General features: G+C 27.5%; 20 protein-coding genes. 16 read left to right on the top strand and 4 right to left on the bottom strand.

From position 1 onward, the window contains the following. Positions 1 to 123 precede the first annotated feature (123 nt). From AC2JAQ_RS12830 to hepT, 5 genes are all read left to right on the top strand, one after another. Positions 124 to 822, top strand: coding sequence for a response regulator transcription factor (locus AC2JAQ_RS12830; RefSeq protein ID WP_488456798.1), 699 nt, complete (start codon positions 124 to 126; stop codon positions 820 to 822). Next, positions 812 to 2260: a sensor histidine kinase gene (locus tag AC2JAQ_RS12825; RefSeq protein WP_488456797.1), complete on the top strand. Its 1449-nt coding sequence runs from the start codon at positions 812 to 814 to the stop codon at positions 2258 to 2260. The genes AC2JAQ_RS12830 and AC2JAQ_RS12825 overlap by 11 nt, the downstream gene beginning before the upstream one ends. Before the next feature lie 257 nt (positions 2261 to 2517). Further along, positions 2518 to 3771 carry a hypothetical protein gene (locus tag AC2JAQ_RS12820; protein WP_488456796.1) on the top strand — a complete coding sequence of 418 codons (1254 nt, stop codon included), beginning with the start codon at positions 2518 to 2520 and terminating at the stop codon, positions 3769 to 3771. Positions 3772 to 3801: 30 nt separating this feature from the next. Next, positions 3802 to 5022 (top strand): hypothetical protein, encoded by a 1221-nt coding sequence (locus AC2JAQ_RS12815; RefSeq protein WP_488456795.1) that lies wholly within the window; start codon positions 3802 to 3804, stop codon positions 5020 to 5022. 627 nt (positions 5023 to 5649) lie between these two features. Then, positions 5650 to 6066, top strand: a complete 417-nt coding sequence (gene hepT, locus AC2JAQ_RS12810) for a type VII toxin-antitoxin system HepT family RNase toxin (protein WP_488456794.1) — start codon at positions 5650 to 5652, stop codon at positions 6064 to 6066. A gap of 135 nt (positions 6067 to 6201) precedes the next feature. Here hepT and AC2JAQ_RS12805 read toward each other — a convergent pair whose 3' ends face one another. Continuing rightward, a complete protein-coding gene (locus tag AC2JAQ_RS12805; protein ID WP_488456793.1) occupies positions 6202 to 6984 on the bottom strand; it encodes an EFR1 family ferrodoxin in 783 nt (260 codons plus the stop codon). Positions 6985 to 7156: 172 nt separating this feature from the next. Between AC2JAQ_RS12805 and AC2JAQ_RS12800 the strand changes: the two genes are divergently transcribed. Then, positions 7157 to 8665 carry an ABC transporter permease subunit gene (locus tag AC2JAQ_RS12800; protein WP_488456792.1) on the top strand — a complete coding sequence of 503 codons (1509 nt, stop codon included), beginning with the start codon at positions 7157 to 7159 and terminating at the stop codon, positions 8663 to 8665. Positions 8666 to 8683: 18 nt separating this feature from the next. Next, positions 8684 to 9421: an amino acid ABC transporter ATP-binding protein gene (locus AC2JAQ_RS12795; protein ID WP_488456791.1), complete on the top strand. Its 738-nt coding sequence runs from the start codon at positions 8684 to 8686 to the stop codon at positions 9419 to 9421. A gap of 161 nt (positions 9422 to 9582) precedes the next feature. Here the strand turns inward: AC2JAQ_RS12795 and AC2JAQ_RS12790 are convergent, their stop codons facing one another. From AC2JAQ_RS12790 to AC2JAQ_RS12780, 3 genes are all read right to left on the bottom strand, one after another. Then, positions 9583 to 9888 (bottom strand): PadR family transcriptional regulator, encoded by a 306-nt coding sequence (locus tag AC2JAQ_RS12790; RefSeq protein WP_423237902.1) that lies wholly within the window; start codon positions 9886 to 9888, stop codon positions 9583 to 9585. 269 nt (positions 9889 to 10157) lie between these two features. Beyond that, on the bottom strand, positions 10158 to 11495 hold the full coding sequence (locus AC2JAQ_RS12785; RefSeq protein WP_488456790.1) for a lipid II:glycine glycyltransferase FemX: 1338 nt from the start codon (positions 11493 to 11495) through the stop codon (positions 10158 to 10160). A gap of 226 nt (positions 11496 to 11721) precedes the next feature. Continuing rightward, positions 11722 to 12399, bottom strand: coding sequence for a DUF624 domain-containing protein (locus AC2JAQ_RS12780; protein ID WP_488456789.1), 678 nt, complete (start codon positions 12397 to 12399; stop codon positions 11722 to 11724). Positions 12400 to 12619: 220 nt separating this feature from the next. Here AC2JAQ_RS12780 and AC2JAQ_RS12775 point away from each other — a divergent pair, with 220 nt between their 5' ends. The 9 genes from AC2JAQ_RS12775 (at position 12620) to AC2JAQ_RS12735 (ending at position 24074) form a co-directional block, all read left to right on the top strand. Next, positions 12620 to 14356: a sensor histidine kinase gene (locus AC2JAQ_RS12775; protein ID WP_488456788.1), complete on the top strand. Its 1737-nt coding sequence runs from the start codon at positions 12620 to 12622 to the stop codon at positions 14354 to 14356. Between the two features lie 4 nt (positions 14357 to 14360). Next, positions 14361 to 15884, top strand: coding sequence for a response regulator (locus tag AC2JAQ_RS12770; protein WP_488456787.1), 1524 nt, complete (start codon positions 14361 to 14363; stop codon positions 15882 to 15884). A 338-nt stretch (positions 15885 to 16222) separates the two neighbouring features. Continuing rightward, positions 16223 to 16714 (top strand): MogA/MoaB family molybdenum cofactor biosynthesis protein, encoded by a 492-nt coding sequence (locus tag AC2JAQ_RS12765; RefSeq protein ID WP_488456786.1) that lies wholly within the window; start codon positions 16223 to 16225, stop codon positions 16712 to 16714. Next, positions 16699 to 17469: a molybdate ABC transporter substrate-binding protein gene (gene modA, locus AC2JAQ_RS12760; protein WP_488456785.1), complete on the top strand. Its 771-nt coding sequence runs from the start codon at positions 16699 to 16701 to the stop codon at positions 17467 to 17469. The genes AC2JAQ_RS12765 and modA overlap by 16 nt, the downstream gene beginning before the upstream one ends. A gap of 3 nt (positions 17470 to 17472) precedes the next feature. Then, on the top strand, positions 17473 to 18126 hold the full coding sequence (modB, locus tag AC2JAQ_RS12755) for a molybdate ABC transporter permease subunit (protein ID WP_488456784.1): 654 nt from the start codon (positions 17473 to 17475) through the stop codon (positions 18124 to 18126). 44 nt (positions 18127 to 18170) lie between these two features. After that, entirely contained in the window at positions 18171 to 18647 is a 477-nt protein-coding gene (gene moaC, locus AC2JAQ_RS12750; RefSeq protein ID WP_488456783.1) for a cyclic pyranopterin monophosphate synthase MoaC, read from the top strand. Positions 18648 to 18880: 233 nt separating this feature from the next. Beyond that, positions 18881 to 19849 carry an ABC transporter permease gene (locus tag AC2JAQ_RS12745; protein WP_488456782.1) on the top strand — a complete coding sequence of 323 codons (969 nt, stop codon included), beginning with the start codon at positions 18881 to 18883 and terminating at the stop codon, positions 19847 to 19849. 18 nt (positions 19850 to 19867) lie between these two features. Further along, on the top strand, positions 19868 to 20824 hold the full coding sequence (locus AC2JAQ_RS12740) for a carbohydrate ABC transporter permease (protein WP_488456781.1): 957 nt from the start codon (positions 19868 to 19870) through the stop codon (positions 20822 to 20824). A 112-nt stretch (positions 20825 to 20936) separates the two neighbouring features. Beyond that, complete coding sequence (locus AC2JAQ_RS12735; protein WP_488456780.1) at positions 20937 to 24074, top strand: alpha-mannosidase; 3138 nt, start codon at positions 20937 to 20939, stop codon at positions 24072 to 24074. Positions 24075 to 24151 lie beyond the last annotated feature (77 nt).

Genomic DNA, 24151 nt, shown 5'->3' with positions numbered 1-24151 from the left:
ATGTGAAATAAAAGCTTCTAGCTTAATTTGAGATAGAAGCTTTTTACTTTGGTAAAGAGTTGATAACAATTTAATTAGAAAAATATAGTAAAATTAATTTAACTATTTGTAGGGGAGAAGTTTATGGAAGAAAAAATTTTGATAATTGAGGATGAAATAGATATACAAAATATATTAAGATATTCCTTTATGAAGGAAGGATTTAAAGTGAGATGTGTAGGCGAAGGACTTCATGGAATAGAGGTGTTTAAAAGTTTTAATCCAAGCTTAGTATTTTTGGACTTAATGTTACCTGATATAAGCGGGTTTGAGGTTTGTAGAGAGTTAACTAAGTTAGATGCTAATATCATAATGCTAACAGCTAGAGATGATATTGTGGACAAGGTGCTGGGTCTTGAATTGGGAGCTGATGATTATATAACGAAACCCTTTGATGTAAGGGAATGCATAGCTAGGGCAAAGGTAGCTTTAAGAAGAAAAACAAAGAATTCAAATGGACATGTTAAAGAAGAAAAAAGTGATGAAATAATAATTGGAAATATTAAGCTTAAAAAACTATCTAGAAAGGTTTATTTGAATGGGAAAGAAGTAAGATTTAAACCTAAGGAAATAGAGCTTTTATTTTATTTTGTAGAAAATGCCAATATAGCTTTATCTAGAGATCAGATTTTAGATGGGGTCTGGGGTGATGAATATTTTGGAGATTTTAGAACTGTTGATGTCCATGTAAGAAGATTAAGACAGAAGCTTGAAAATGAGGAGATAATAGAAACTATATTTGGCTTAGGATATATGTTTAAGGGTGAAAAAGATGAAAGTTAAGCATAAATTTGCAGGTGGGTTTTTCATAATATTTTCAATTGCATTTATAGTTTTAAATTATTTTCTAAATAACTCTTTTATTCATTATCATGAAAATAAGATTAAGGCTGAAATGGATGCTCTATATAAGGGAAGTTATAGTGTACTTAGATTGTATTTTCATGTAAATAATCTTGAAGGGAATAAGGCTAATTTTAATAGATATATCCCTAAAATATCAAACAATATAAGTGAACAAGGAAACTGTCAAATTGATGTTTTTAATAAAGACTTAGATAAGGAATATAGCTATTACTTAGATGAATATTCTTTTAATTTTGAAGAAGATGAAATAAAAAAGGTTTTAGAAGAAGCACAAAACAATAAAGCTGCTTTAAGTATATATAGAAATAAGGAAAGAGTAACAGCTTATTTAGCATTTCCAGCCTATATTGATGATACCTTCTTAGGAAATATGCTTTTAAGTAAGGATTATTCAAAGGAATATTTGGATTTAGTGAGCTTGATGAACAGCATAAAAGTTATTGTTGCAATTACATTCCTATTTATATTGATCTTTACTTATTTTCTTTTTGAAAAAATAGTGAATCCTTTAAGCTATATAAAAAATTCTTTTAAGAGAATTGGAGATGGGGATTATAAAATAAATTTAAAAGTTAATTCTAAGGATGAAATAGGGGATTTAGCTAAGGGTGTAAATAAAATGGCCAATAAGATTGAAGAGCAAATTGAAAAAATAAATGAAGAAAAAGAAAAAGTTTTAACTTTAGAAAAAACTAGAACAGAATTTTTTAATAATATTACTCATGAATTAAAAACACCATTAACTAATATTTCTGGTTATGCTCAGATTATGAGTGAAGAGGATTTTGATGATGATAAATTTAGAACGTTTGCCTTAGAAAGAATTGATAAAGAAAGTAAAAGAATGCATGAGCTTATAGTAAGTTTAATTGAAGTTTCTAAAAATAAAAGTGATATAGAAAACAGAGAAGTTGAAAATATAAATCTAAAAGAATTAATAGATGAGCTATGTGAAGATTTCAAAGTTAAAGGAGAAAAATATAATATACATATTTCTAGGAATTTAGAAGATATTGAGATGAAATTTACAGAAGATGAAATACGTAGGGTTATCACAAATCTCTTAGATAATGCAATAAAGTATTCAATAAAAGGTACTGAAATAAAAGTAAGTTTGTTTAAAGATAAAGAAGAAAGATTTATAGAAATAGAAAACTTTAGTGATGAAATTAGTAAAGCGGGAGTAGAAAAGATATTTGAACCATTTTATAGAGAAAATACTAAAAAATCTAGAGAATTAGGTGGAAATGGTTTAGGTCTTTATATATGTGCAGAGTTAGTAAAAAAATATGGAGGAGATATTTCCTTTAGTTATTCTAATGGTAAGGTAAAGGTTAGTATTGTTTTTAAATAGTCCATGTACTTAATTTTACTTTTTAAATATCACTTAAAAAGTAATAGGATAGAATTCATTATTATAAGGATTTTTTATATGCTGAGTTCTATATGTCCATTAATAACTAACTTATTTTCATACAATACTTTTACTATCTAAAAAAATAAATTTAGAAACATTTTGGAAATAAGATTTAATTTTTTAGAAAAAACTCCTGTATAAAATAAAAATAAAGAGTAAGAAAATAAAAGAGAAAATTTTTGAAAGGAGTATTTATGAAAAAGGGTAAAATTCTGATTTTAGTTTTAGCTGGATTGGTTACTACAGGATTATTAATTGGTTTATTTATAAGCTATAAAAATACTAATAAGTATGGGGGAGATTTATATATACTATCCAATAATGCTATTGATGATTCTGATAATAATAAAATAAAGGTTATTAAAGAGCATGATTTTAAATTAGAAGAAGGAATTTATGATTATGAAAGTTTAGTTATGAGGGATGGAAAACTTTACTTAGAAAGTAGAGAAAGTGGAAATATTTTAAAAACAGAGGAAATTATTTTTGTGGGAAATAATTCTAAGAGGGTTGAAGTTGAAAAGTTAAAAGAAGCTCCAAATCTTAGAGATATTGGATTTGTACTAAATAAATGTGAGTTTGAAGATTTAGGAAATGGTAAGTGGAGAGTATTTAGTAAGGAATATGAAAAGGAAGAGATAATTGATATAAAAAAATTTAATAAGGATAATTTGGCAGAAAATATAATAACAGAGTCAGAAAATTATTATGTTCTAGAAGATTATTTGATTTTTCTTATAGATAGAAAATTTTATTTAGGAGAAGGAAATTCTGATGAAGATGGACAATATAAAGAAATAAGGTGGTATGATTTTAAAAATGAAGTTTGGGATAGTATTGAAGTACCTAAAGAAGTTTATTTAAGTGGAACTGTAATAGGCGCTGTAGATAGTAAAGTTTTCATATTAGGAAATAGTACTAGATGGGGACAATTTTCCGATAAGATTTATTCTCTAGATTTAAAAGAAAAAGTTTTAAAAGATGAGGTTGATTTATTAGAAGAAGGAGAAGCTTACTATGACTTAGCCTTTTTAAATAAGGAAAAAATCTTATTTCATTCTGGTAGCGATGATGGAGAAAAACTAAAAATGATAGATTTAAGAAATAAAGTTACAACAGAATTATATAAGTACAATATAGATGTAGAAAGGTTCTGGTTATCACAAAAGGTATCCCCCTTAGGAGATAAGATTTTTTATCTCTCTAAAAATGGAGAAAATATGGAAGTTAAGGTTTTGAAAATAGGTAATAACAAGGTTATAGCTGAGGGAAAAGTTTATGAATATAAATATAATAAGGCAGATTTAATAAATGAATATGGAGAAGATTATATTGATCCAACACCTAATATTTTATGGAGCGATGATGGAAAATATTTAATCATAGGAGAAAAAGAAAATGGTAGCTTAAAAATATCTAATATAAAAATTTTAGAGCTAAGTCAATAGTGTATTAAGGGAGTGGGAGAGTGGTTTTGTATGAAAAAGGGGAAATTACTACAAGGGATTTTATTCGGTTTAGCTTTAATAATATTAGTTGTTTTAATTGTAGGTTTTAGAGAGGAAGATAATAAAGAGACTTTATCTCATAACCTTATTGAAGAAGAGAACAATTCTGAATTTCATGTAGTAAATGAATTTAATTTTAAAGTTAATGATACAGAAGGGCTTTCAGGTGAGTTAGTTGAGAATGATGGGAAATTATATTTACAAAAAAGAAATAATGATTATGAGATTATAGAAAAGTATGAAATTTTATTTGAAGAGGGAACGGCTAAAAAAGTTAAATGTGATGACTTAAAAGATGAAAAAGTTAAAGATGATAAAAACGTGGAAGAATATACCTATGGCTATAAATATGAGGACTTAGGAAATGGAAAAGGAAAGTTCTTCGATAGTGATTATAATAAAGATTTCCAGGTTAATTTGGACAAGTTTAATAAAGATGAAATGGCTCAAAAAACTTATAGAGAATATGCCTATAGTGATATTATTGAGAATAAGCTTTTGTTTTTTATAAGGAGAGATCCTGGTAGAATAAAGTTATTTTCAGATGATGACAGTAGATATAAAGAAATAAGATGGTATGATTTTGACAAAGAGATTTGGGATAGTGTTAAAATCTCAAAAAATCAGCATATTTCAAGTATTATAGGAATAGTTGACAATAAAATTTATTTAACAGGAAGAGAAGAATGGGGAAGTCAGTTTCCAAGCAAAATTTATAGTATAGATTTAGAAAAAAAGAAGATAAATGAAGAGAGAAGATTACAGAATATCAGAGATAATTACTATGATATATTTAGTTTAGATGAACAGAATATTTTGGTTAAAGTTGGTACAGTAGAAGGAGAAAAAATAAGAGTTATAAATTTAAGAGAAGAAGTTTTTTATGATTTATTTCAATATGAATACTCTCAAGAGATATGGCTAAAGGATATATTATCACCAAGTAAAGATAAAATTTATTATAATTTAAAGTATGATGGAAGAGGAGAGATAAAAGTTATTGATATAAAAGAAGGAAAACCTAATGGTGCAATAAAGGTTTACGAGTATGAATCAAATTCAGTTAGTAGTTGTGAAAGAGATAGACCTCAAGTCATTTGGAGTAAAGATGGTAAGTATTTAATAATAGCTGAATATATAAGAGAAAAAGATGAAATATATAATTTTAAAATTTTAGAATTTAACCAATAATTACATGAATATAACTTTTAAAAAAAGGACAATATAATAGTGTAACGTGGAGGAGATAACATTAGACTTAATTCATAGTGAGTTTTTACTTATATTGAATTTTAGTTGAATTTATTTAGATTCACCTCATTCTATAATTAATTTATGAGAATGAGCATTGCTAAATAAAGATGTCTGCCGAAAGTTACATTTAAAAATCTTAGTGTATGGCAAGGTAAGGATTAATTTTCTTACGGAAGTGGCGTAACTAAGATTTTAGAATAAGGAAGTCTTAATCAGAAGAAATGTTTATTTTTACTGAGGTAAGATGGATATATTCTAATGTATGGAAGCTCTTTGATGGCTTAAAAAAGTGGTTTCAGAGTTTTCATCTTAAATAAAGGTATTAGGTAGTTTAATTAATATGAGTTTGCTTAAATTATTTAGTGCTTTTATTTAAGAGGAAAGGAGTAAGTTGTTTGTTTAGCAGCTTACTCCTTTTTAACTTTATTTTTTATTTAAGTTGTCTTAAAATTAGTGTTGATTTTTATAGATAAAAATTCAATATTAGATATATTTAAAATAAATAAATTTTAGAATTATGATATATAATATATTTAAGAAATACAAATGAGTAGGTGAAATAATATGGCAATGGATAAAAATAGGGTGAATAAAGATTTAAAGTTCATATGTGAGAATATTAAAAAGCTAGAAATACTGAGAAGATTAGATGAAAATACATTTTTAAAAGATTTTAAAAATATTGACAGTGCAAAATATTTATTAAGAAGTTCTATTGAAGCAATGGTAGACTTATCAAACTATGTCATTGTATCAAATGGATGGGATATGCCAGAGAATATGGAGAAAACTTTTAAAATACTTAGTGAAAAAAATATAATGAAAGAATGTGATTTTGAAGATTACATGGGGTTAATAAACTTAAAAGATAAACTTACCTTTATGTATGCTTCTATAGAAGATGAATTTATTTTTAATGAGTTAAAGAAATCAACCACAAACTTAAATAGCATAAAAGAATCTTTAGAAAATTTAAAATAAGGTTTGTTTTAGATTAAAAATGATTTTTAACTAGGTATAGAGTGAAAATCCAAATTAGTTTAAAACATAACATAAAATATACTAAAATAACTTAGTAAGAAACAATTTATTTTTCCTACTAAGTTATTTTTATATTTAATTTTTTCTAAGAAGTTCAGATGTTGAGATGTATGGATTTTTATATCTATTTTTCTTTTGAGTTTTATTGCCTATATTTATACATTTGTGAGGACAATTATTTATGCATCCCATGCAATCGCAACAGTTTCCTTTCCATTTAGGTCTTTCATTTATAATTTCTATATTTTTAGTTGGACAGATTTTAGAGCAAATCCCACAGCCAGTACATAATTCATTTGTATTAAAATTTTTGTCTTTATTTTTAAATTTATCCTTCCAAAGCTTGTATAAAAACAAATCAATTTTTGCATGCTTTTCTTTAAGATTTTTACTTTCTTTATTAATTATAGAAAGTGTAAAATTTTCTATTTTAGATTTATTTGAATCAATTACTTTTTTTGCATCTTCTCCTACTTTAGGGTTTCTCCCCATTCTAATGTAATTTGAATTAAGCAAGAATTTTTCACCGTTAGATAGAGTTAATCCTTTAGGAGCCAATAAATTATTAATCATGGTAAAAGTTATACCTTTTCCACCACCAGTACATTCAGCAGCAAAAAGATAGGCATCTTTATTTAAATTTAATTTAGAGATAAAGTCACTGACCAGAGGAGGAAGTCCCCCAGCATAAATAGGATATATAAAACCTATAGTTTCTGCCTCGTAAGAAAACTCTTTTTTGTAAAAGGCGTCAACCATTGAAATTATTTTAGCATCGCTTAAATGAGTAGCAATTTGTTTAGCTGTATAAAGCGAATTTCCTGAAGTTGAGAAATAAAAGAGTAAATTTTTCTTCATAAAATATCCATCCTTATTAAATATAATTTATTATATTTATTTTAATCTTAAAAATACATAATTTCTATATAAAGGATAAATATAATTAATATAGAATGAAAATCAAAGTTGACAATTTTGATGGGAATTAATATAATTAAGATTATAATTAAAACGGAAAGAGGTTAAGCTAATGAAGAAAAAATTAATGTTATTATTTCTAACAATCAGTATTTTAATGATGGTATTAGTTGGTTGTATCAATACTAGTAATAACATTCAAAAAAATAGCACTAATAAAGAAAAAATAACAGTAGCAACTTCAGGAACATATTATCCATTTACTTTTCTAGAGGGTGGAAAACTTAATGGATTTGAAGTTGATGTATGGAATGAGATAGGAAAGAAATTAGGATATGATGTTGAGTTTAAAACAGCTTCTTTCAGCGGATTATTTGGAATGTTAGAAAGTGGAAAGGTTGATACAATAGCCAACCAAATAAGTGTAACACCAGAAAGACAAGAAAAGTATTATTTTTCAGAACCATCTGTATATAGTGGTGCACAAATAATAGTTAAAAAAGGTAATGATTCAATTAAGTCTTTTGATGATTTAAAAGGTAAAAAGGTTGGAGTGGATCTTGGAAGTAACTATGAACAATTAGTTAAGGATAAGGATAAAAATGGAGAAATTAAAGTAATAACTTATCAAAATACAGATGCGGCTTTTAATGAACTTTTACTTGGAAGAATAGATGCCGTAGTAATAGATAGAGTATCAGCTATAGCTACTATAAAAGAGAAAAATTTAGACTTACAGCTAGCTGGAGAACCAATAGATAAGATAGAAAATGCTTATCCATTTGTTAAAGATCAAAAAGGTAAGGATTTATCAGAGAATGTTAATAAAGCCTTAGATGAGATGAAAAAAGATGGAACACTTAAATCTATTTCTGAAAAATGGTTAGGAATGAATGTTACTTCTCCTAACAATCAAGAAAATAGTAATCAAGTGGTAAGTAACGAAAATAACAATAGTATAAGTTTTGATTTTATGTATTCATTAAAACTAGTACCTATGTTATTAAAAGCGGTTAACGTAACAATATCTTTATCAGTTTTTGGTATGATATTAGGATTAGTTGTGGGAATAGCTCTTGCAATGATAAGAATTTATAAAATTCCTGTACTAAAGCAAATAGCTGAGGTTTACATATCATTCTTTAGAGGAACTCCTCTTTTAGTACAATTGTTCCTACTTTATTTTGGTGTACCACAGGTAATTCCAGCACTTCATGATATGAGTGCATATACTGCGGCTTTAATAGGATTAGGACTTAATGCATCTGCATATATAGCAGAAATATTAAGATCATCAATAGATGCTATAGATAAAGGACAGATGGAAGCATGTCTTTCATTAGGTATGACAAGAGCTCAAGCTCTAAGAAGAGTAGTTTTACCACAAGCCTTTAGAATAGCTACGCCACCTTTAGGAAATATCTTTGTAGATACAGTAAAAGGTTCTTCTTTAGCATTTACTTTAGGAGTTGTAGAACTTTTAGCTAAGGCTCAAATGGAAGCAGCGGCTAGTTACAAGTTCTTTGAAAGTTACATAGTTGTAGCAATTATGTACTGGATAATCATAGGCATCTTTAACTACCTACAAAAGATTTTAGAAAAGAAACTTTCAGTTTACTAGTAAAGGGGGAAAGAAGTCATGATAAAGGTTAAAAATATGAAGAAAAGCTATAAGGATCTAGAAGTATTAAAAGATATTAATATTGAGGTTGAAGAAGGCGAAGTAGTTGTTATAATTGGTCCTTCTGGTTCTGGTAAATCAACATTTTTAAGATGTTTAAACTACTTAGAAACACCAGATAAAGGAGAAATTCAAGTTGGTAGTGTTAAAATTAATGCTGAAAAAGTTAGTAAAAAAGAAATAAATGATTTAAGAAAACAATCAGCAATGGTATTTCAACATTACAATTTATTTAATAATAAGACAGTGTTACAAAATGTTATGGAAGCATTAATTGTAGTAGATAAAATGGATAAGAAAAAAGCCGAGGAAATTGCTTTAAAAAATTTAAAAAAAGTAGGCATGGTTGATAAAAAAGATAATTATCCAAGTACTTTATCTGGCGGACAAAAACAGAGGGTTAGTATAGCAAGAGCTATGGCTGTAAATCCAAATGTTACTCTTTTTGATGAACCTACATCAGCTTTAGACCCAGAATTGGTATCAGAAGTTTTAGCTGTTATAAAAGAATTAGCTAAGGAACGTAAAACAATGCTAATAGTAACTCATGAAATGAGCTTTGCAAGAGATGTAGCAGATAGGGTTATATTTATGGACGGAGGAGTTGTTGTTGAGGAAGGAACTCCTGAGGAAATATTTAAAAATCCTAAGAATGAGAGAACAAAACAATTTCTTGAAAGATTTATAGTTAATTAAATAGTGACTAATTAAAAATAAAAAACTATAATGGCTTAGAGCAAAGTTTCTATGCCATTATAGTTTTTTTACTTTGTTTTAAACTAGTATTGATTTTTAGATAGAATTGTAAGCTAGGCCTCAGGGGCTAACTAAAAAGCCGCATTTATTTAAAAAACTTTTTATTTTATTTCTGTAAATAATTCAAAAGCTTTTCTTTTAGCCTCTTCTAGTATTTCATTACCTTCGACTGTAATGCTGTAGTATTTTCTTATTTTACCATCTATTAGTCTGTCTTTTCTTAGTAGTAAACCATCACGTTCCATATTATGAAGTATTGGATAAAGAGTTCCTGGACTCATAGAATATCCATGTTCACGAAGCTCTTCAATCATCTTTGAACCGAAAAAAGGTTCAACTTTTGCATGGTGTAAAATATGGATATGTATAAAACCTAAAAATAGCTTTCTTAAAACTTTTTCTTGCATGGGGTCATCTCCTATAACACAATATATATAAATACGATATCGAAAAACGATTCTTACTAGTGCTTTCTATTATATTATACTATTTATTTTTTGAAAATCAAAATATTAATATGTTGTATTAATCTTAAATTTTAATGTATTAGGAGAATTAAAGTGATTAGATTGGAGAAGGTAAGGATATAAGAGAATATTATCATTAAATGACCTAAATATTGAAGAAAATCATAGGTAGCTAAAATAATAAAAAGAGTGCAAATGCACTCTTTTTATTATTGTTTTTTATTCATTATAGCATTTCTGATTTTCTTAAATTGTGGGAAAGCTTTTTTGTAAAGTGTATATATTCCGTTATCAACTACAATATCAAACTCTCCTATGAATTCTACGAAATCTCCGTTAAATCCTTTTTTGAATTTATAAAGTCCATATAATGGATTTTCAGGGTTTAAATCACCAGAAACACCTCTAAAATCATATACATCGCAACCTAAATCTATAGAGTCACAAATCATTGACCATTGCATAGCAAAGTTAGGCATTGTATCTCTTAAGATGTTTTCTGAAGCACCGTAAAGATACCATGCTTTATTTCCATAGTATAGGTATATTGAACCTGAAAGATATATTTCTTGACCTTTGAAAGGTTCAATGTCAGCGATTTTCTTTTTAAATCCTTCTATTTGTCTTTCAGCTTCTTTAAGTCTCTTATCTTGATCATTTAATTTCTTTTCAACTCTTGACTTCTTATCTTCATCAGTTTCAGCATCAAATTTAACTTTAAGTTCTTCTATCTTCTTAAGAGCTTTAACTTTAGCATCTTCTTGTTTGCTTAGTTTTTCTGATAATCTATTGAAGTCATTTTCGTAGCTGTACTTAACCATGTATAATCTACAATGTGGATATAAGTAATCTATCATGTCTTTAAAATATTCTCTATGTCTTACTAAGAAGTTGTCTCTTTTACCAGTTGTAACCATTATTTCGTGGAATCTATCTAATACATCTTCGTTTAAAGTTTCTTTATCATAAACTTCAACTGATAATCCTCTTTCCTCAGCAACCTTTATATTATATCTAGTTTTACTAGAGAATTTTTTGAATACAGCCTTTTTAATATCCATTTTATCCCCTTCAGTTGGAAGTGGAAGTCTGAATACAAAGTTAGGTTGTATAGCTTCAAAGTTTTTACTGTCAGTATTTTTGTAACCTAAACTCTTTAAGAAGTTCTTTATTTCAGCACCTTCTGAAAGTTCTTTTTCATTTTCATTTAAGTGTATATCTGGATCTATTGTTATAAAGCTTATATTATTCTTTTTAGCAAAATCTCTTAGATATTCAGTAAATTCTATTAATAATTTTTTATTAGTATAATCACATGTAAAACTTCTTGGGATATATCCCATATATTTATTTATGTATGGCGCTTTTCTTAAAAGAATTGTAGCTGTTATAACTAAGTTGTTATCATTATCGTAACCTGCCACAAACTTTGATTTCCAATCTTTTTTTAATTCAGCCCAATAAGACGTTTGAAATATGTGACCTTTTCTATTAGATTCATTAAATTTATCAATTTCTGATGAATTTATTTCTACAAATTTATACAATTTAGTTTCCTCCTTAAACTTCATCAGTTCTAAACATATATACATGAAGACATAATAAGTATATTGTAATATGAAATAATTTTCTGTTCAAGTACAACATTGTTATTATATAGGAATATTAAGACTTTGTGTAAAATTTATAAAAAAAAATAAGACTCAGTCTTAAAAATTAAAATTTATCTAAAATAGAGCAAAAAAATAAAAGTCAACATATGTTGACTTTGGTTTATGCTTGAGAACTCTTCGTTTCTAAGCTTTCTAGAAGATTTTTATTTAAAAACATTATTAAATAAGATACTACACTAGCTATAAAAATTACTGTTGTTCCTGGATTGATTTCAAATAGCATAAGTGAAAATAAAAACACAACTATGTTGGCTATAGAAATTATTGGTTTAGTAAAAGTTAATATTACACTAGCTCTTAAAATTTCCATTGAACTCATAGAAAATCTTGAAATTAATACAAACATATAAGTTGTAGCTAATAAAGTTAGTACAATTAAAAATATAAATACACAACTAAGAATTAAGCTATAATAAACTGTTGAGAAGATTCTTAAGTTAAAGCTAAAAAGGAATATTAAAATTAATTCTCCACACCACATTAAAGTGGATTGCTTCCAGTTGTATTTTAGTCCTTTAATAAAGTCACTAAATAAGTCTAAATCTTTGTATTTTACAAGTTTTCTCATGCAGTAAAGTAAGGCTGTAAAGCTTGCTCCAAAAGGAATTAAAGAAATTAAAAATAGCGGTAAGTAAGTTGTTATATTTTTAAATCCTACAAATAGGAGAAACAAGATTACAGGTATATTCAATATAGAAAAAAATAGATTCAGCATAAAAAACCAAAAGATATAATTAAAAAAAGTAAGTAGTTTTTCAAGATTAAAAAATTCACTCATTTTTATCACTCCATAAAATAATGTAATGGTTTTACTAATTTCTAATTATAGTTTAAGATAAGTAATATACAAAAACAATTAAATATGCATTAATTTTAAAGAAAACCATAAAAAATACATGAAAACAATAAAGTGTCATAATTTGATAAGCTTTTCAGATGGGGAGGAATGTGCTTTAATAAAAATTGACTAGGATAATATAGGGGAAAAGGGGATTTAAATGAGATTTAGCAAATCAAATCTTTATAGGAGATTATTCGTAACATACACAATAGTGATATTATCTATAGTAAGTATTTTATATTTATATTTCTTAACTAAGACTTCAGAAGAGGTTAAGAGAAATACGCTTTATATAAATGATAAAATACTGCAAGATGTAAATGAAACTTTAGAATATAATAACAGCACATCTAGAACAATAATGAATATGCTTTATGAAGATGAATTTAGATTAAATGATGTTATTAAATATTTAAATACGGATTTAGTTGACTATATAAAAGGAAAATTGGATTACTATAGTGCAAGTGATAAACTTTATTATAATGGTATAGAGAATTTTGTTAAGAGTTCATTTCAACTAAATAATTTTTTAAAGAATATATCCTTTGTTAGTTATTCGAGAAATGAGATATCAATTTTCAATAGAAAAGGTGAAATAAAGACTTATCCTTTTAATTCAAATAAGTTATTAAATAATGGTGAACTTGAAAATACAATTTATAAACAAAATGAGATTAACATAAGTAATGAGATAAGAGATGCAGCATCTTTAAAATCAGAGGGAATGCTTATAGCTACTTATGATATAAGTTCAATTGGAAATATAATAAAGAAATATAGAGATACTGATTCAGAGGTTCTTATATTAAATCAGGATGGTATGGTTATATATGATTCTGAAAATAAATATGATTATGAATATTATCCATACTTTGATAGATTAAAAATAGGAAATAAAGAAGTAGCCCTAGAAGAAAATTATTATGTTGACATGCTACCGGATAATAATGGATTAATATCTGTGGTTAGGATAAAAACAAGTGATGCAACTAAAATTCCTCTAGTATTTAAGATATCGGCATTTTTAGTTAGTCTATTTTTATTTATAATTGCAGAGTGTGTTCTTTACCTAAAATTTAAAAATTTGAGTAAGAGAATGGACGAGCTTATTTTAGCCATGGAAAGGGTTGAGAATGGAGATATAGATACATATATTCCTTTAGGAAATGAAAATGATGAGATAACTTTTATTGCTGATAACTTCAATAAAATGTGTCAAAGATTAAATGACCATATAAGAAAAAGTTATTTGGCGGAACTTCATCAAAGGGAAGCTGAAATTGTAGCACTTCAAAATCAAATAAACCCACATTTTCTTTACAACACATTAGAGTCTATAAGAATGAAGGCTATTTGTAATGGAGATAAGGAAGTTGGAAAAATGCTATATAGCTTAGCCTTTTTATTTAGAAACCAAGTTAAAGGAAAACTTATAGTTTCAATTGATCAAGAAATAAAATATTGTAATAAATATTTAGAGCTTTTTAAATTTAGATATAATGAAAAATTTAAATTTAGTATAGAGTGTGAAGAGGATTTATATGATAAAGGGATTGTTAAGTTTACACTTCAACCTTTAATCGAAAACTATTTTGTTCATGGTATAAGATTAGAGAAGGATGATAATGAACTTAAGATATATATTTATAAACATTTAGATGACATAGTTGTAGAAATTATAGACAATGGTAGGGGGATTCCTAAAGAAAAACTAGATGATATAAATAGAAGAATTAGAGAGTGTGATTATTCTAGTAAATCAATAGGAATGTTAAATGTTCATGAAAGAATTAAAATTAAATATGGGGAACCTTATGGGTTAACTGTTACTAGTGAAGAGAATACGGGAACTAATATGATTTTAAGGTTCCCACTTAGAGAGGTGGAATAGTAATATGTACAAGGTTATGCTAGCTGATGATGAGAATTTAATTTTACAGGGACTTGAAAATATTATTGATTGGGAAGAACTTGGTTTAGAGATTGTAAATAAGGCAAGTAATGGACAAGAAGCCATAGATAAGTTTAATGAAAATCCAGTTGACATAGTAGTGACTGATATAAATATGCCACAGGTTACAGGATTAGAATTACTAAAAGAGCTAAAGAAAATTAATTCAGATGTAAAATTCATAATATTAAGTGGATATGATGATTTTTCTTATGCTAAAAAAGCAATAGAATTAGGGGTTGAAAATTATATACTAAAACCTATAGATGAAGAGGAATTAGAAAAAACTCTAAGAAATACTATAAATAAAATAAACCAAGAAAAGGAAGAGAATAAATCAAGCTTAAGTAAACATAATTTGCTTATTAAGCTTATTAAAGGTAAGTTAGACCAAGGAGAAATAGATGAAAATAAAGAAAACTTTTATATTGATTTAGACTCAAAAATGTATTCTTTATGTATTATAAACACTAGAAGTAGATATGATAATGAGGAGATGTTACATAATATAGTTGATGTAATAAAAGAAAATACTCAAAATAATTTTGAAATAATATATACCTTAGATGAGGAGCTTATTTTAATAAACTCTTGGGATGAATTTCTAAATAAAGAAGCAATAAAGAAATATTATAATATCTTAAAAGAGAGAATCATAAATGAGTATGGTATAGATGTATTTTTAAGTGTAGGAGAACCAATAGAGAATCTTCATAAAATTAATGAAAGCTATAAAGAAGCAAATAATCTTAAAAAATATGTTCTTACTTTAGGATACAACAAGTGTATAACAATAGAAGATGTTAGGGATATTAATGAGCAAAATGTTAACTTTAGTGGAGTTTTAGACAAGCTAAATAAAAGAATAATTGCTAAAGATATAGATGAAGCAGAAAAGATAATTGAAGAAACTGTTGAAGATAAAAATTTAACTCCAAGAAATATTTATGATTTGGCAGTAAAAATATTATTTTTATTAGATAAGGTTGTTGAAGAATTTAAAGTTGAAAAACAATATTCAGGAAACAGCTTAGGGGAAGAAATTGTTGCACTTTGTAGTGAGGATACAAGAGAGAATATTAAAACTCTACTATGCAGTGAGATCAGAGAAGTTATAGAACTTATGCATCCAACTACTATAAAATATAGTCCTGTAATTCAACAAATAATAAGTTATGTAAATGAAAATTATTATGAAGAGGTTAGTCTTAAAACTTTAGCACAAAAATATCATATAAATACATCTTATTTAGGTCAAATATTTACTAAGGAAGTAGGATGTTCATTTTCTGAGTATTTAAATAGAACAAAGAATATGAAAGCTAAGGAACTTATATTAAATACAAATATGAAAATAAATGATATAGCTAAGAAAGTTGGTTATTTAGATACTAGTTATTTTTATAGAAAGTTTAAAAAGTACTATGGAGTTTGTCCATCAACATTAAGAAATATAAAAAATTATTAATAAGTTCTATATAAACAACAATAATTTAAAATAGAGCTAAATTGAATTTAAAAACGAAATAATAAATATAAGGTTGTATTTAAATAGCTATAAATTTGAGTACAGCCTTTTTATATAAACTTTGTTAAAAAAATAATATTTTTAATTGAAATTAAGTAAATAATAAGAAAATCAACTGCAATAAGTAATTAAGATTCATATTTAAGTTTAGAAAATATGTGATAAAAATCACATTTTACAAGGTTTTTGAATGATAAAATTTAAACAATTGAAGTGGTTTTAGGAAAAATATTATATTAAAATTAAACTTATAAAAGTAAGGTAGGTGTTTTTAAAAGATGTATAAATTAGGAATAATAACTAGTAGCGATAAGGGATATTCTGGTGAAAGAAAAGATGAGAGTGGCTTAGTAATATCTCATATTGCAAAAGAAAAAGGATTTGAAGTAGAAAAATACATAGTGCTTCCAGATGAAAGAGAGATGCTTAGAGATGAGATGATTCATATGGCAGATGAATTAAAGGTTGATCTTATACTTACAACTGGAGGAACTGGATTTAGTAAAAGAGATATTACTCCGGAGGCTACTAAAGATGTAATAGAAAAAGAAGCCTTAGGAATTCCAGAGGCAATAAGAAGTTATAGTATGACAATAACTAAAAGAGCTATGCTTTCTAGGGCAACTGCTGGTATAAGAAAAGATACTCTTATAGTTAATATGCCTGGAAGTCCAAAAGCCTGTAAAGAAGTTATGGATTATATTTTAGATGATTTAAAACATGGAATAGATATTCTGAGAGGAGATGCTAGAGAATGCGCAAGAAAATAAGCCTAGCAATAATAATGGTAATAGGAATGTTATCATTATTATTTGTAGGATGTACAAAAAATAACGAAGAAAAAATTTTAACAGTAAGTATTGCTGCCAGCCTTCAAAAGCCAATGGAGAAAATTGCAGCTGATTTTGAAAAAGAATATGGAGTAAAGGTTCAATATAATGTTGGTGGATCAGGAACATTGAAAAAACAAATTGATGATGGAGCAGATGTAGATTTATTCTTCTCAGCTAATACTAAATATGCACAAGATCTTATAGATTCAGGCTTAGTAAATAAAAATGAATCTTATAAAATTTTAAGGAATGAACTAGTTTTAATTGAAAACAATGATTATAACCAGAAAATAAATTCATTAGAAGACCTTAAAACTGCAGAAGGTAAAATTGCTATGGGTGATGTATCCACAGTTCCAGCAGGTCAATATGCTAAAGAGAGTTTAGATAAATTAGGTCTTTTTAAGGATATTGAAAGTAAGTTGGTTTTCGCTAGAAGCGTAACAAGTGTTAAAACGTATGTGGAAAATGGAGAAGCTAATCTTGGTTTTGTTTATAAAACTGATGCTTTAGACTTAAAAAATAGTAAAATAGTTTATGAAGTACCAAGTGATTATCATAAACCTATAGAATATGAGTTATGCTTATTAAAAAATAGTAAGAATAGTAAAGAAGCAAAGAAGTTTATTGATTACTTAGAAAATAGTGAAAGCAAAAAGATATTTAGTGAATATGGTTTTGAGGTGAACTAAAGAATGATATTAGAAGCTTTCTTAATATCTTTAAAGGTTGTTTTTGTATCAGTATTGTTGAGTTGTATTTTAGGGATATTGCTTGGCTATTTAATGGTAGAGAAGAATTTTAAATTAAAAAATATAGTTGAAACAATAATAATATTTCCTATGTTTCTTCCACCTTCTGCTGTTGGATATTTAATTCTTTTAATTCTAGGAAAAAAAGGAGTAATTGGAGAGTTTCTATACAATAATTTTGATATGAGCATTATTTTTACATGGATAGGAGCTGTAGTTGTTGGAATAGTTGTTTCAATACCAATTATGTATCAAAGTTTAAAGGCATCATTGATTGGTGTTAATGAGGATGTAAAAAATGCTGCAAGAGAAATGGGAGCAACAGACTTTAAACTATACAGACTTATAAGTTTGCCTCTTTCTAAAAAAGGATTATATACAGGAATTGTACTTAGTATAGCAAGAGTTTTTGGAGAATTTGGAGCTACTATTTTAGTTGCTGGAAATATTCAAGGAAAGACTCAAACAATTCCTATGGCTATGTATTATGCTATTGAAAATGGTGATTCAGGATTAGCAAACAGTATATTAATAATTATAGTAGTAATCTCTGTAGTTTTAACTTTTTCTTATAATAAAATAATTAAAAGAATATAATAGAAATTTTTATGGGAATATTTAAAAGATAGGAGAGTATGAGTATGGATAATAAACTAACTCATTTTGATAATAAAGGAAATGCAGTTATGGTAGATGTAAGTAATAAAAATGAAACAGAGAGAGTTGCTATTGCAACTGGAACTGTGAAGGCATCTAAGGAAACAATAGAATTAATAAAATTAGGGCAAATAGGAAAAGGAGATGTGTTAGGTGTTGCAAGAGTTGCTGGTATAATGGCAATGAAAAATACTAGCAATTTAATACCTATGTGTCATCCAATAATGATTACAGGATCTAATATTGAATTTGAAATTGATTCTGATAAGAATGAAATCATAATAACTGCTACCACAAAGGTCATTCATAAAACAGGAGTTGAAATGGAAGCACTAACTGGAGTGTCTGTTGCGGCCCTTACAATTTATGATATGTGTAAAGCTGTTGATAAAAGAATGATTATAGATAATATACACTTAGTTAAAAAATTAGGTGGAAAAAGTGGAGAATTCAATTTTTAAATTAGTAATATGAAAAGAAATTTAGAGCTAAAGAGTATTCTTTAGCTCTTTTTTATTTAACAAAGAAGTATACAAATTATATATTATTTGGATTTTCTATTGGTATAGTGTTATTTGCTTGTTGGTAATTGAAATTTATACAGTAAAACTAAATATTTTCAACTTTTCCCAAATTGTATATGGTGTTAATATTTTAATTGTAAGAAACGTTTACAACAAAAGGGGGAAGAAGTGTGAAGAGTAAAGCTAAAAAGCTTCCAAAAGAGAAGCTTACAATGAAGGATAGAATGAAACGTTTTAAAAACAATAAAGAACTTTTACTACTTACTATACCAGGAGCAATATGGTTCTTAGCATTTGCTTACTTACCTATGTTTGGGGTAGTTGTAGCATTTAAGAGATGGAGAATTCATGGTGGATTTTTTGAGAGTTTAATGAAGAGTGATTGGGTTGGATTTGACAACTTTAAATTCTTATTCCAAAGTAGTGATGCTTGGTTAATAACTAAAAATACAGTTTTGTATAATCTTGTATTTATAATTTTAGGAATAGTACTTCCAGTAACATTAGCAATTTTATTAAATGAGTTATTAAGTAAAAAATTAGCTAAGTTCTATCAAAGTAGTATGTTCTTACCTTATTTCTTATCATGGGTTGTTGTAAGTTATTGTTTATATGCATTCTTAAGCCCTGAAAAAGGATATGTTAACGGTATTATAACAGCAATGGGTGGTAAAGGTATTTCATGGTATACAGAACCTAAATACTGGCCATTTATTATAATCTTTATGAGTCAATGGAAAGCAGTTGGATATGGAACAGTTGTTTACTTAGCTTCAATATGTGGTATAGATAAGAGTTACTACGAAGCAGCAATGATAGATGGAGCAAGCAAGTTCCAACAAATAAAATATATAACAGTTCCACTATTAAAGCCAGTAATGATTATAATGTTCATAACTTCAATCGGTGGTATGTTCAGAGGAGACTTAGGTCTATTCTATCAATTACCAAAAGATTCAGGTGCTTTATATCCAGTAACAAACGTAATCGATACTTATGTATATAGAGGTCTTATGAACTTAGGAGATATCGGTATGAGTTCTGCAGCAAGTTTATATCAATCATTTGTAGGATTAATACTTATCGTAACTTCTAACGCTATAGTAAGAAAAGTAGATGAAGAAAACGCATTCTTCTAGAAAAAGGTGGTGTAATGTGTGTTAGAAACTATTAAACAAAGAAGACTTAAGAAAAAAGCGGAACCAAAAGAAGAAGTAAATAAGTTTAACGCTGTCTCTAAAAAGAGTAACGTTTTATTAAATATTTTATTCGCAACATTAGCTTTCTTAGCAATAATGCCATTCGTATTTGTTATAGCTATCTCATTAACTAGTGAGCAATCATTACAGTTAAATGGATATAGATTTATACCAGAAGAGTGGAGCTTAGAAGCTTACAAATATATTTTCTCATCAGGTAGCCAGATTATAACATCATATGGGGTTACAATTGCAGTTACAGTAATTGGTACTTTAATTGGATTAGCTATAATGTCAATGTATGGATATGCTTTATCAAGAAAGAGCTTTGCTTATAGAAAGTTCTTTACTAAAGTAATTTTTATACCAATGTTATTCTCAGGTGGTATGGTTGCTTCATACCTAGTAGTTACAAGATTCTTGAACTTAAAGAATACAATATGGGCACTTATACTTCCAATGTGTGTAAGTTCATTCCATATAATCATATTAAGAACATTCTTTAAAACATCAGTACCAGACGCTATCATAGAATCAGCTAAGATAGATGGAGCATCAGAGTGGAGATTATTCTTAAGAATAGTATTACCAATATCTCTTCCAGGTATAGCTACAATAGGATTATTCTTAACTTTAGGATACTGGAATGATTGGTTCAACGCTATGTTATACATCGATGAACCAAACTTAATACCATTACAGTACTTATTAATAAGATTAGAAAACTCAATGGAGTTCTTAGCAAACAATGCGACTTCACTTGGTGCAAATGCTATAGAGGCTACTAAGAACATGCCAAAAGATACTGCTAAGATGGCAATAGTTGTTGTTTCAACTTTACCAATAATCTTTGCTTATCCATTCTTCCAAAGATACTTTGTAAATGGATTAACAATCGGAGCAGTTAAAGAGTAATTAAATAAAGAAAATGAAGTTTTAAAAAGCACCTATAAATCAAATCTGTTTTATAGGTGCTTTTATTAGAATTTTGGATAGTTTACATAATTTAAAGATAAGGAGAAAGATTATGAGATTTATATCAGAAAGAATAAGAAAAACTTATGAAGAAATAGGAAGATATGTTTATTCTAATACTTTAAACATAGATGATTATAAATTTATAGCAGGAAAATATGATAATATTGATGAAATAAAAAATGCACCTGAAGATGGATGGGTAGATTTTAAAACAGGAGATCTTTGGGGAGAAGAAAGTCATGGATGGTTTAAAACTTCTGTTAAAGTTCCAGAGGAGTTTGCAGGACAAACTATTGCTTTAAGTTTCCATACTTTTTTAGGAGATTGGGATAATACAACAAACCCTCAATTTATTCTTTATGTAAATGGAGAACATATTCAGGGGTTAGATGTAAATCATCAAGAGACAATATTAACACATAATGCTGTGGCAGGAGAAGTTTATGATATAGACTTGCATGCACATATAGGAAGAATTGAGGGTAAAAAATCAACTTTACATGGTAAGTTAGTAACAATAGACGAAGAAGCTAGAAAATTATACTTTAACTTAAGCGTTCCTCATATAGTAGCAACTAAGTTGCATGAGGAAGATAAGAGAAGAATAGATATGCTAACTGTGTTAAATGACACAATAAACTTAATTGATTTAAGAAGACCTTTCACTAAAGAGTACAATGAAAGCTTAAAAGTTGCTAATAAATATATAGAAGAAAATTTCTATGATAAAATGTGTGGACACGAAGATATGGTAGCGACTTGTGTTGGACATACTCATATAGATGTAGCTTGGCTTTGGACTGTAGCACAAACAAGAGAGAAGGTTGCAAGAAGTTTCTCAACAGTATTAAAGCTTATGGAGGAATATCCAGAGTATATATTCATGTCTTCTCAACCTCAACTTTATAAATTCTTAAAGGAAGATCATCCAAAGGTTTATGAGAAGGTTAAAGAAAAAGTAAGAGAAGGTGTTTGGGAACCTGAAGGAGCAATGTGGCTTGAAGCTGATTGTAATGTAACTTCAGGAGAGTCATTAATAAGACAAATATTACATGGAAAGAGATTCTTTAAAGAGGAATTCAATGTAGATAATGAAATACTTTGGCTTCCAGATGTTTTTGGATATTCAGCAGCTCTTCCTCAAATATTAAAGAAGTCAGATGTTAATTATTTTATGACAACTAAGATTTCATGGAATCAAATTAACAAAATGCCTTACGACACTTTTATGTGGAAAGGAATAGATGGAACAGAAATATTAACTCATTTTATAACTACAACTTATCCAGATCAAGATCCATTTAAGGAAACTATGACAACATACTGTGGAAATATTCATCCAGGTTCAATAATGGGTGCATGGAATAGATATCAACAAAAAAATATAAATAATGATGTTTTAGTTGCATTTGGATTTGGAGATGGTGGCGGTGGTGCTACTTATGAAATGCTTGAAAATGGAAAGAGACTTTCTAAGGGAATACCAGGAGCACCAAAGGTTAAAATAGGTAAAGCTAAGGATTACTTTAAAAAGTTAGAAGATACTGTTAAAGATAATAATAAGCTTCCAAAATGGGTTGGAGAATTGTATCTTGAGTACCATAGAGGAACTTACACTTCAATGGGAAGAAATAAGAGAGATAATAGAGTATGTGAAAATCTATATACTTCAGCAGAAAAGTTTAACTCAATGGCAATGCTTTTAGGGAAAAATTATCCTTTAGCTGATTTAAATGCTGCATGGGAAACAATACTTTTAAATCAATTCCACGATATTTTACCAGGTTCATCAATTAAGGAAGTTTATGATGTAACTAAGGAAGAATATAAAGATTTAATTGAAAAAGGAAATAATTTTGTAAGTTTAGCAGTAGATAATATAACATCAGAGATAAACTTAAAGGAAAGAAGTGTTGTTGTATTCAATTCCTTAGGATTTGAAAGAGATGACATAGCTACTTTTGAAGTTCCAGAAGATATAGAAAATCCTGCTGTATTAGATGGAGAGAAAGAAATTGTTTGTCAAAGAATAGATGATGGTAAGAAAGCAATCTTCTTTGCTAAAGGAATACCTGCAAATGGATATAAGAGCTTTGCTATAATTGAAGCTAGCAATAATGAAGAAATAGAAAATGTTTCTTTAAGTGAAAAAGAAGCTGAAAATGAATTCTTAAAGGTTAAATTTAATGAAGAAGGAAATATAGTTTCATTATTTGATAAGAGAGCAGAAAGAGAAGTATTAAAAGAGGGCGCTTTAGGAAATAGACTTCAAGCTTTTGAAGATAAACCTATGGAATATAGTAACTGGGATATAGATATTTATTATAAAGAAAAGATGTGGAATGTTGATGATGTTCAAAGCATTGAGGTTGTTGAAGAGGGCCCAGTTAGAAGTACATTAAGAATTGAAAGAAAATTCTTAGAGTCTACTATAATTCAAAATATTTATATCTATAAGGATTTAGATAGAATAGACTTTAACTCATATGTTGATTGGAAGGAACATGAGGTCTTATTAAAAACTTCATTCCCAATAGATTTAAATGCAACTGAAGCAACTTACGAAATTCAATATGGTAATGTTAAGAGACCTACTCATAGTAATACATCATGGGATGAAGCTAGATTTGAAGTTTGTGGTCAAAAATGGGCTGATCTTTCAGAAGGAGATTTTGGAGTATCATTATTAAATAACTGCAAGTATGGACATGATATACAAGATGGTGATATGAGGCTTACTCTTCTTAAATCAGGAACACACCCGTGGACTGAAACCGACCAAGAGGAGCATTTCTTCACATATTCTATCTATCCTCACATGGGTACATGGAAAGATGCCCATACAGTTCAAAAAGCTTATGAACTTAACCAATCTTTATACACTAAAGTTTGTGAGAAGAATGATGGAGATTTAGAGACTTCTTTAGGATTAGTTAAGGTTGATAAAGATAATATTATGATTGAGGTTATTAAGAAAGCTGAAGATACAGATCATTTAATAGTGAGAATGTATGAATTCTATAATAGTAGAACTAAGGCAATCTTAGAATTCTCAAGAGAGATACAAGAAGCTTTTGAATGTAACTTAATGGAAAAAGATTTAGAAGAGGCAAAATTTGAAGATAATAAAATCGAGTTTACTATAAATCCATTCGAAATAAAAACATTTAAAATAAAATTAAAATAGAAATAAAAATAACGGATAAATTAGTTAGAAGGTTACTAGTTTATCCGTTATTATTTAAAGTAAAACATAAATTAAGC

This window comes from Clostridium sp. LIBA-8553, from assembly GCF_057782465.1.
This window is presented reverse-complemented; position numbering and strand designations above follow the sequence as displayed.

Excerpts from the sequence above, each read along its gene's own strand:
- AC2JAQ_RS12775 (WP_488456788.1), top strand. The coding sequence starts at position 12,620 with ATGAGATTTAGCAAATCAAATCTTTATAGGAGATTATTCGTAACATAC.
- moaC (WP_488456783.1), top strand. The coding sequence starts at position 18,171 with ATGGATAATAAACTAACTCATTTTGATAATAAAGGAAATGCAGTTATG.
- AC2JAQ_RS12830 (WP_488456798.1), top strand. The coding sequence starts at position 124 with ATGGAAGAAAAAATTTTGATAATTGAGGATGAAATAGATATACAAAAT.
- modA (WP_488456785.1), top strand. The coding sequence starts at position 16,699 with ATGCGCAAGAAAATAAGCCTAGCAATAATAATGGTAATAGGAATGTTA.
- AC2JAQ_RS12735 (WP_488456780.1), top strand. The coding sequence starts at position 20,937 with ATGAGATTTATATCAGAAAGAATAAGAAAAACTTATGAAGAAATAGGA.
- AC2JAQ_RS12805 (WP_488456793.1), bottom strand. The coding sequence starts at position 6,984 with ATGAAGAAAAATTTACTCTTTTATTTCTCAACTTCAGGAAATTCGCTT.
- AC2JAQ_RS12765 (WP_488456786.1), top strand. The coding sequence starts at position 16,223 with ATGTATAAATTAGGAATAATAACTAGTAGCGATAAGGGATATTCTGGT.
- AC2JAQ_RS12825 (WP_488456797.1), top strand. The coding sequence starts at position 812 with ATGAAAGTTAAGCATAAATTTGCAGGTGGGTTTTTCATAATATTTTCA.
- AC2JAQ_RS12780 (WP_488456789.1), bottom strand. The coding sequence starts at position 12,399 with ATGAGTGAATTTTTTAATCTTGAAAAACTACTTACTTTTTTTAATTAT.
- AC2JAQ_RS12770 (WP_488456787.1), top strand. The coding sequence starts at position 14,361 with ATGTACAAGGTTATGCTAGCTGATGATGAGAATTTAATTTTACAGGGA.
- AC2JAQ_RS12795 (WP_488456791.1), top strand. The coding sequence starts at position 8,684 with ATGATAAAGGTTAAAAATATGAAGAAAAGCTATAAGGATCTAGAAGTA.
- AC2JAQ_RS12820 (WP_488456796.1), top strand. The coding sequence starts at position 2,518 with ATGAAAAAGGGTAAAATTCTGATTTTAGTTTTAGCTGGATTGGTTACT.
- AC2JAQ_RS12815 (WP_488456795.1), top strand. The coding sequence starts at position 3,802 with ATGAAAAAGGGGAAATTACTACAAGGGATTTTATTCGGTTTAGCTTTA.
- AC2JAQ_RS12800 (WP_488456792.1), top strand. The coding sequence starts at position 7,157 with ATGAAGAAAAAATTAATGTTATTATTTCTAACAATCAGTATTTTAATG.
- hepT (WP_488456794.1), top strand. The coding sequence starts at position 5,650 with ATGGCAATGGATAAAAATAGGGTGAATAAAGATTTAAAGTTCATATGT.
- AC2JAQ_RS12790 (WP_423237902.1), bottom strand. The coding sequence starts at position 9,888 with ATGCAAGAAAAAGTTTTAAGAAAGCTATTTTTAGGTTTTATACATATC.
- modB (WP_488456784.1), top strand. The coding sequence starts at position 17,473 with ATGATATTAGAAGCTTTCTTAATATCTTTAAAGGTTGTTTTTGTATCA.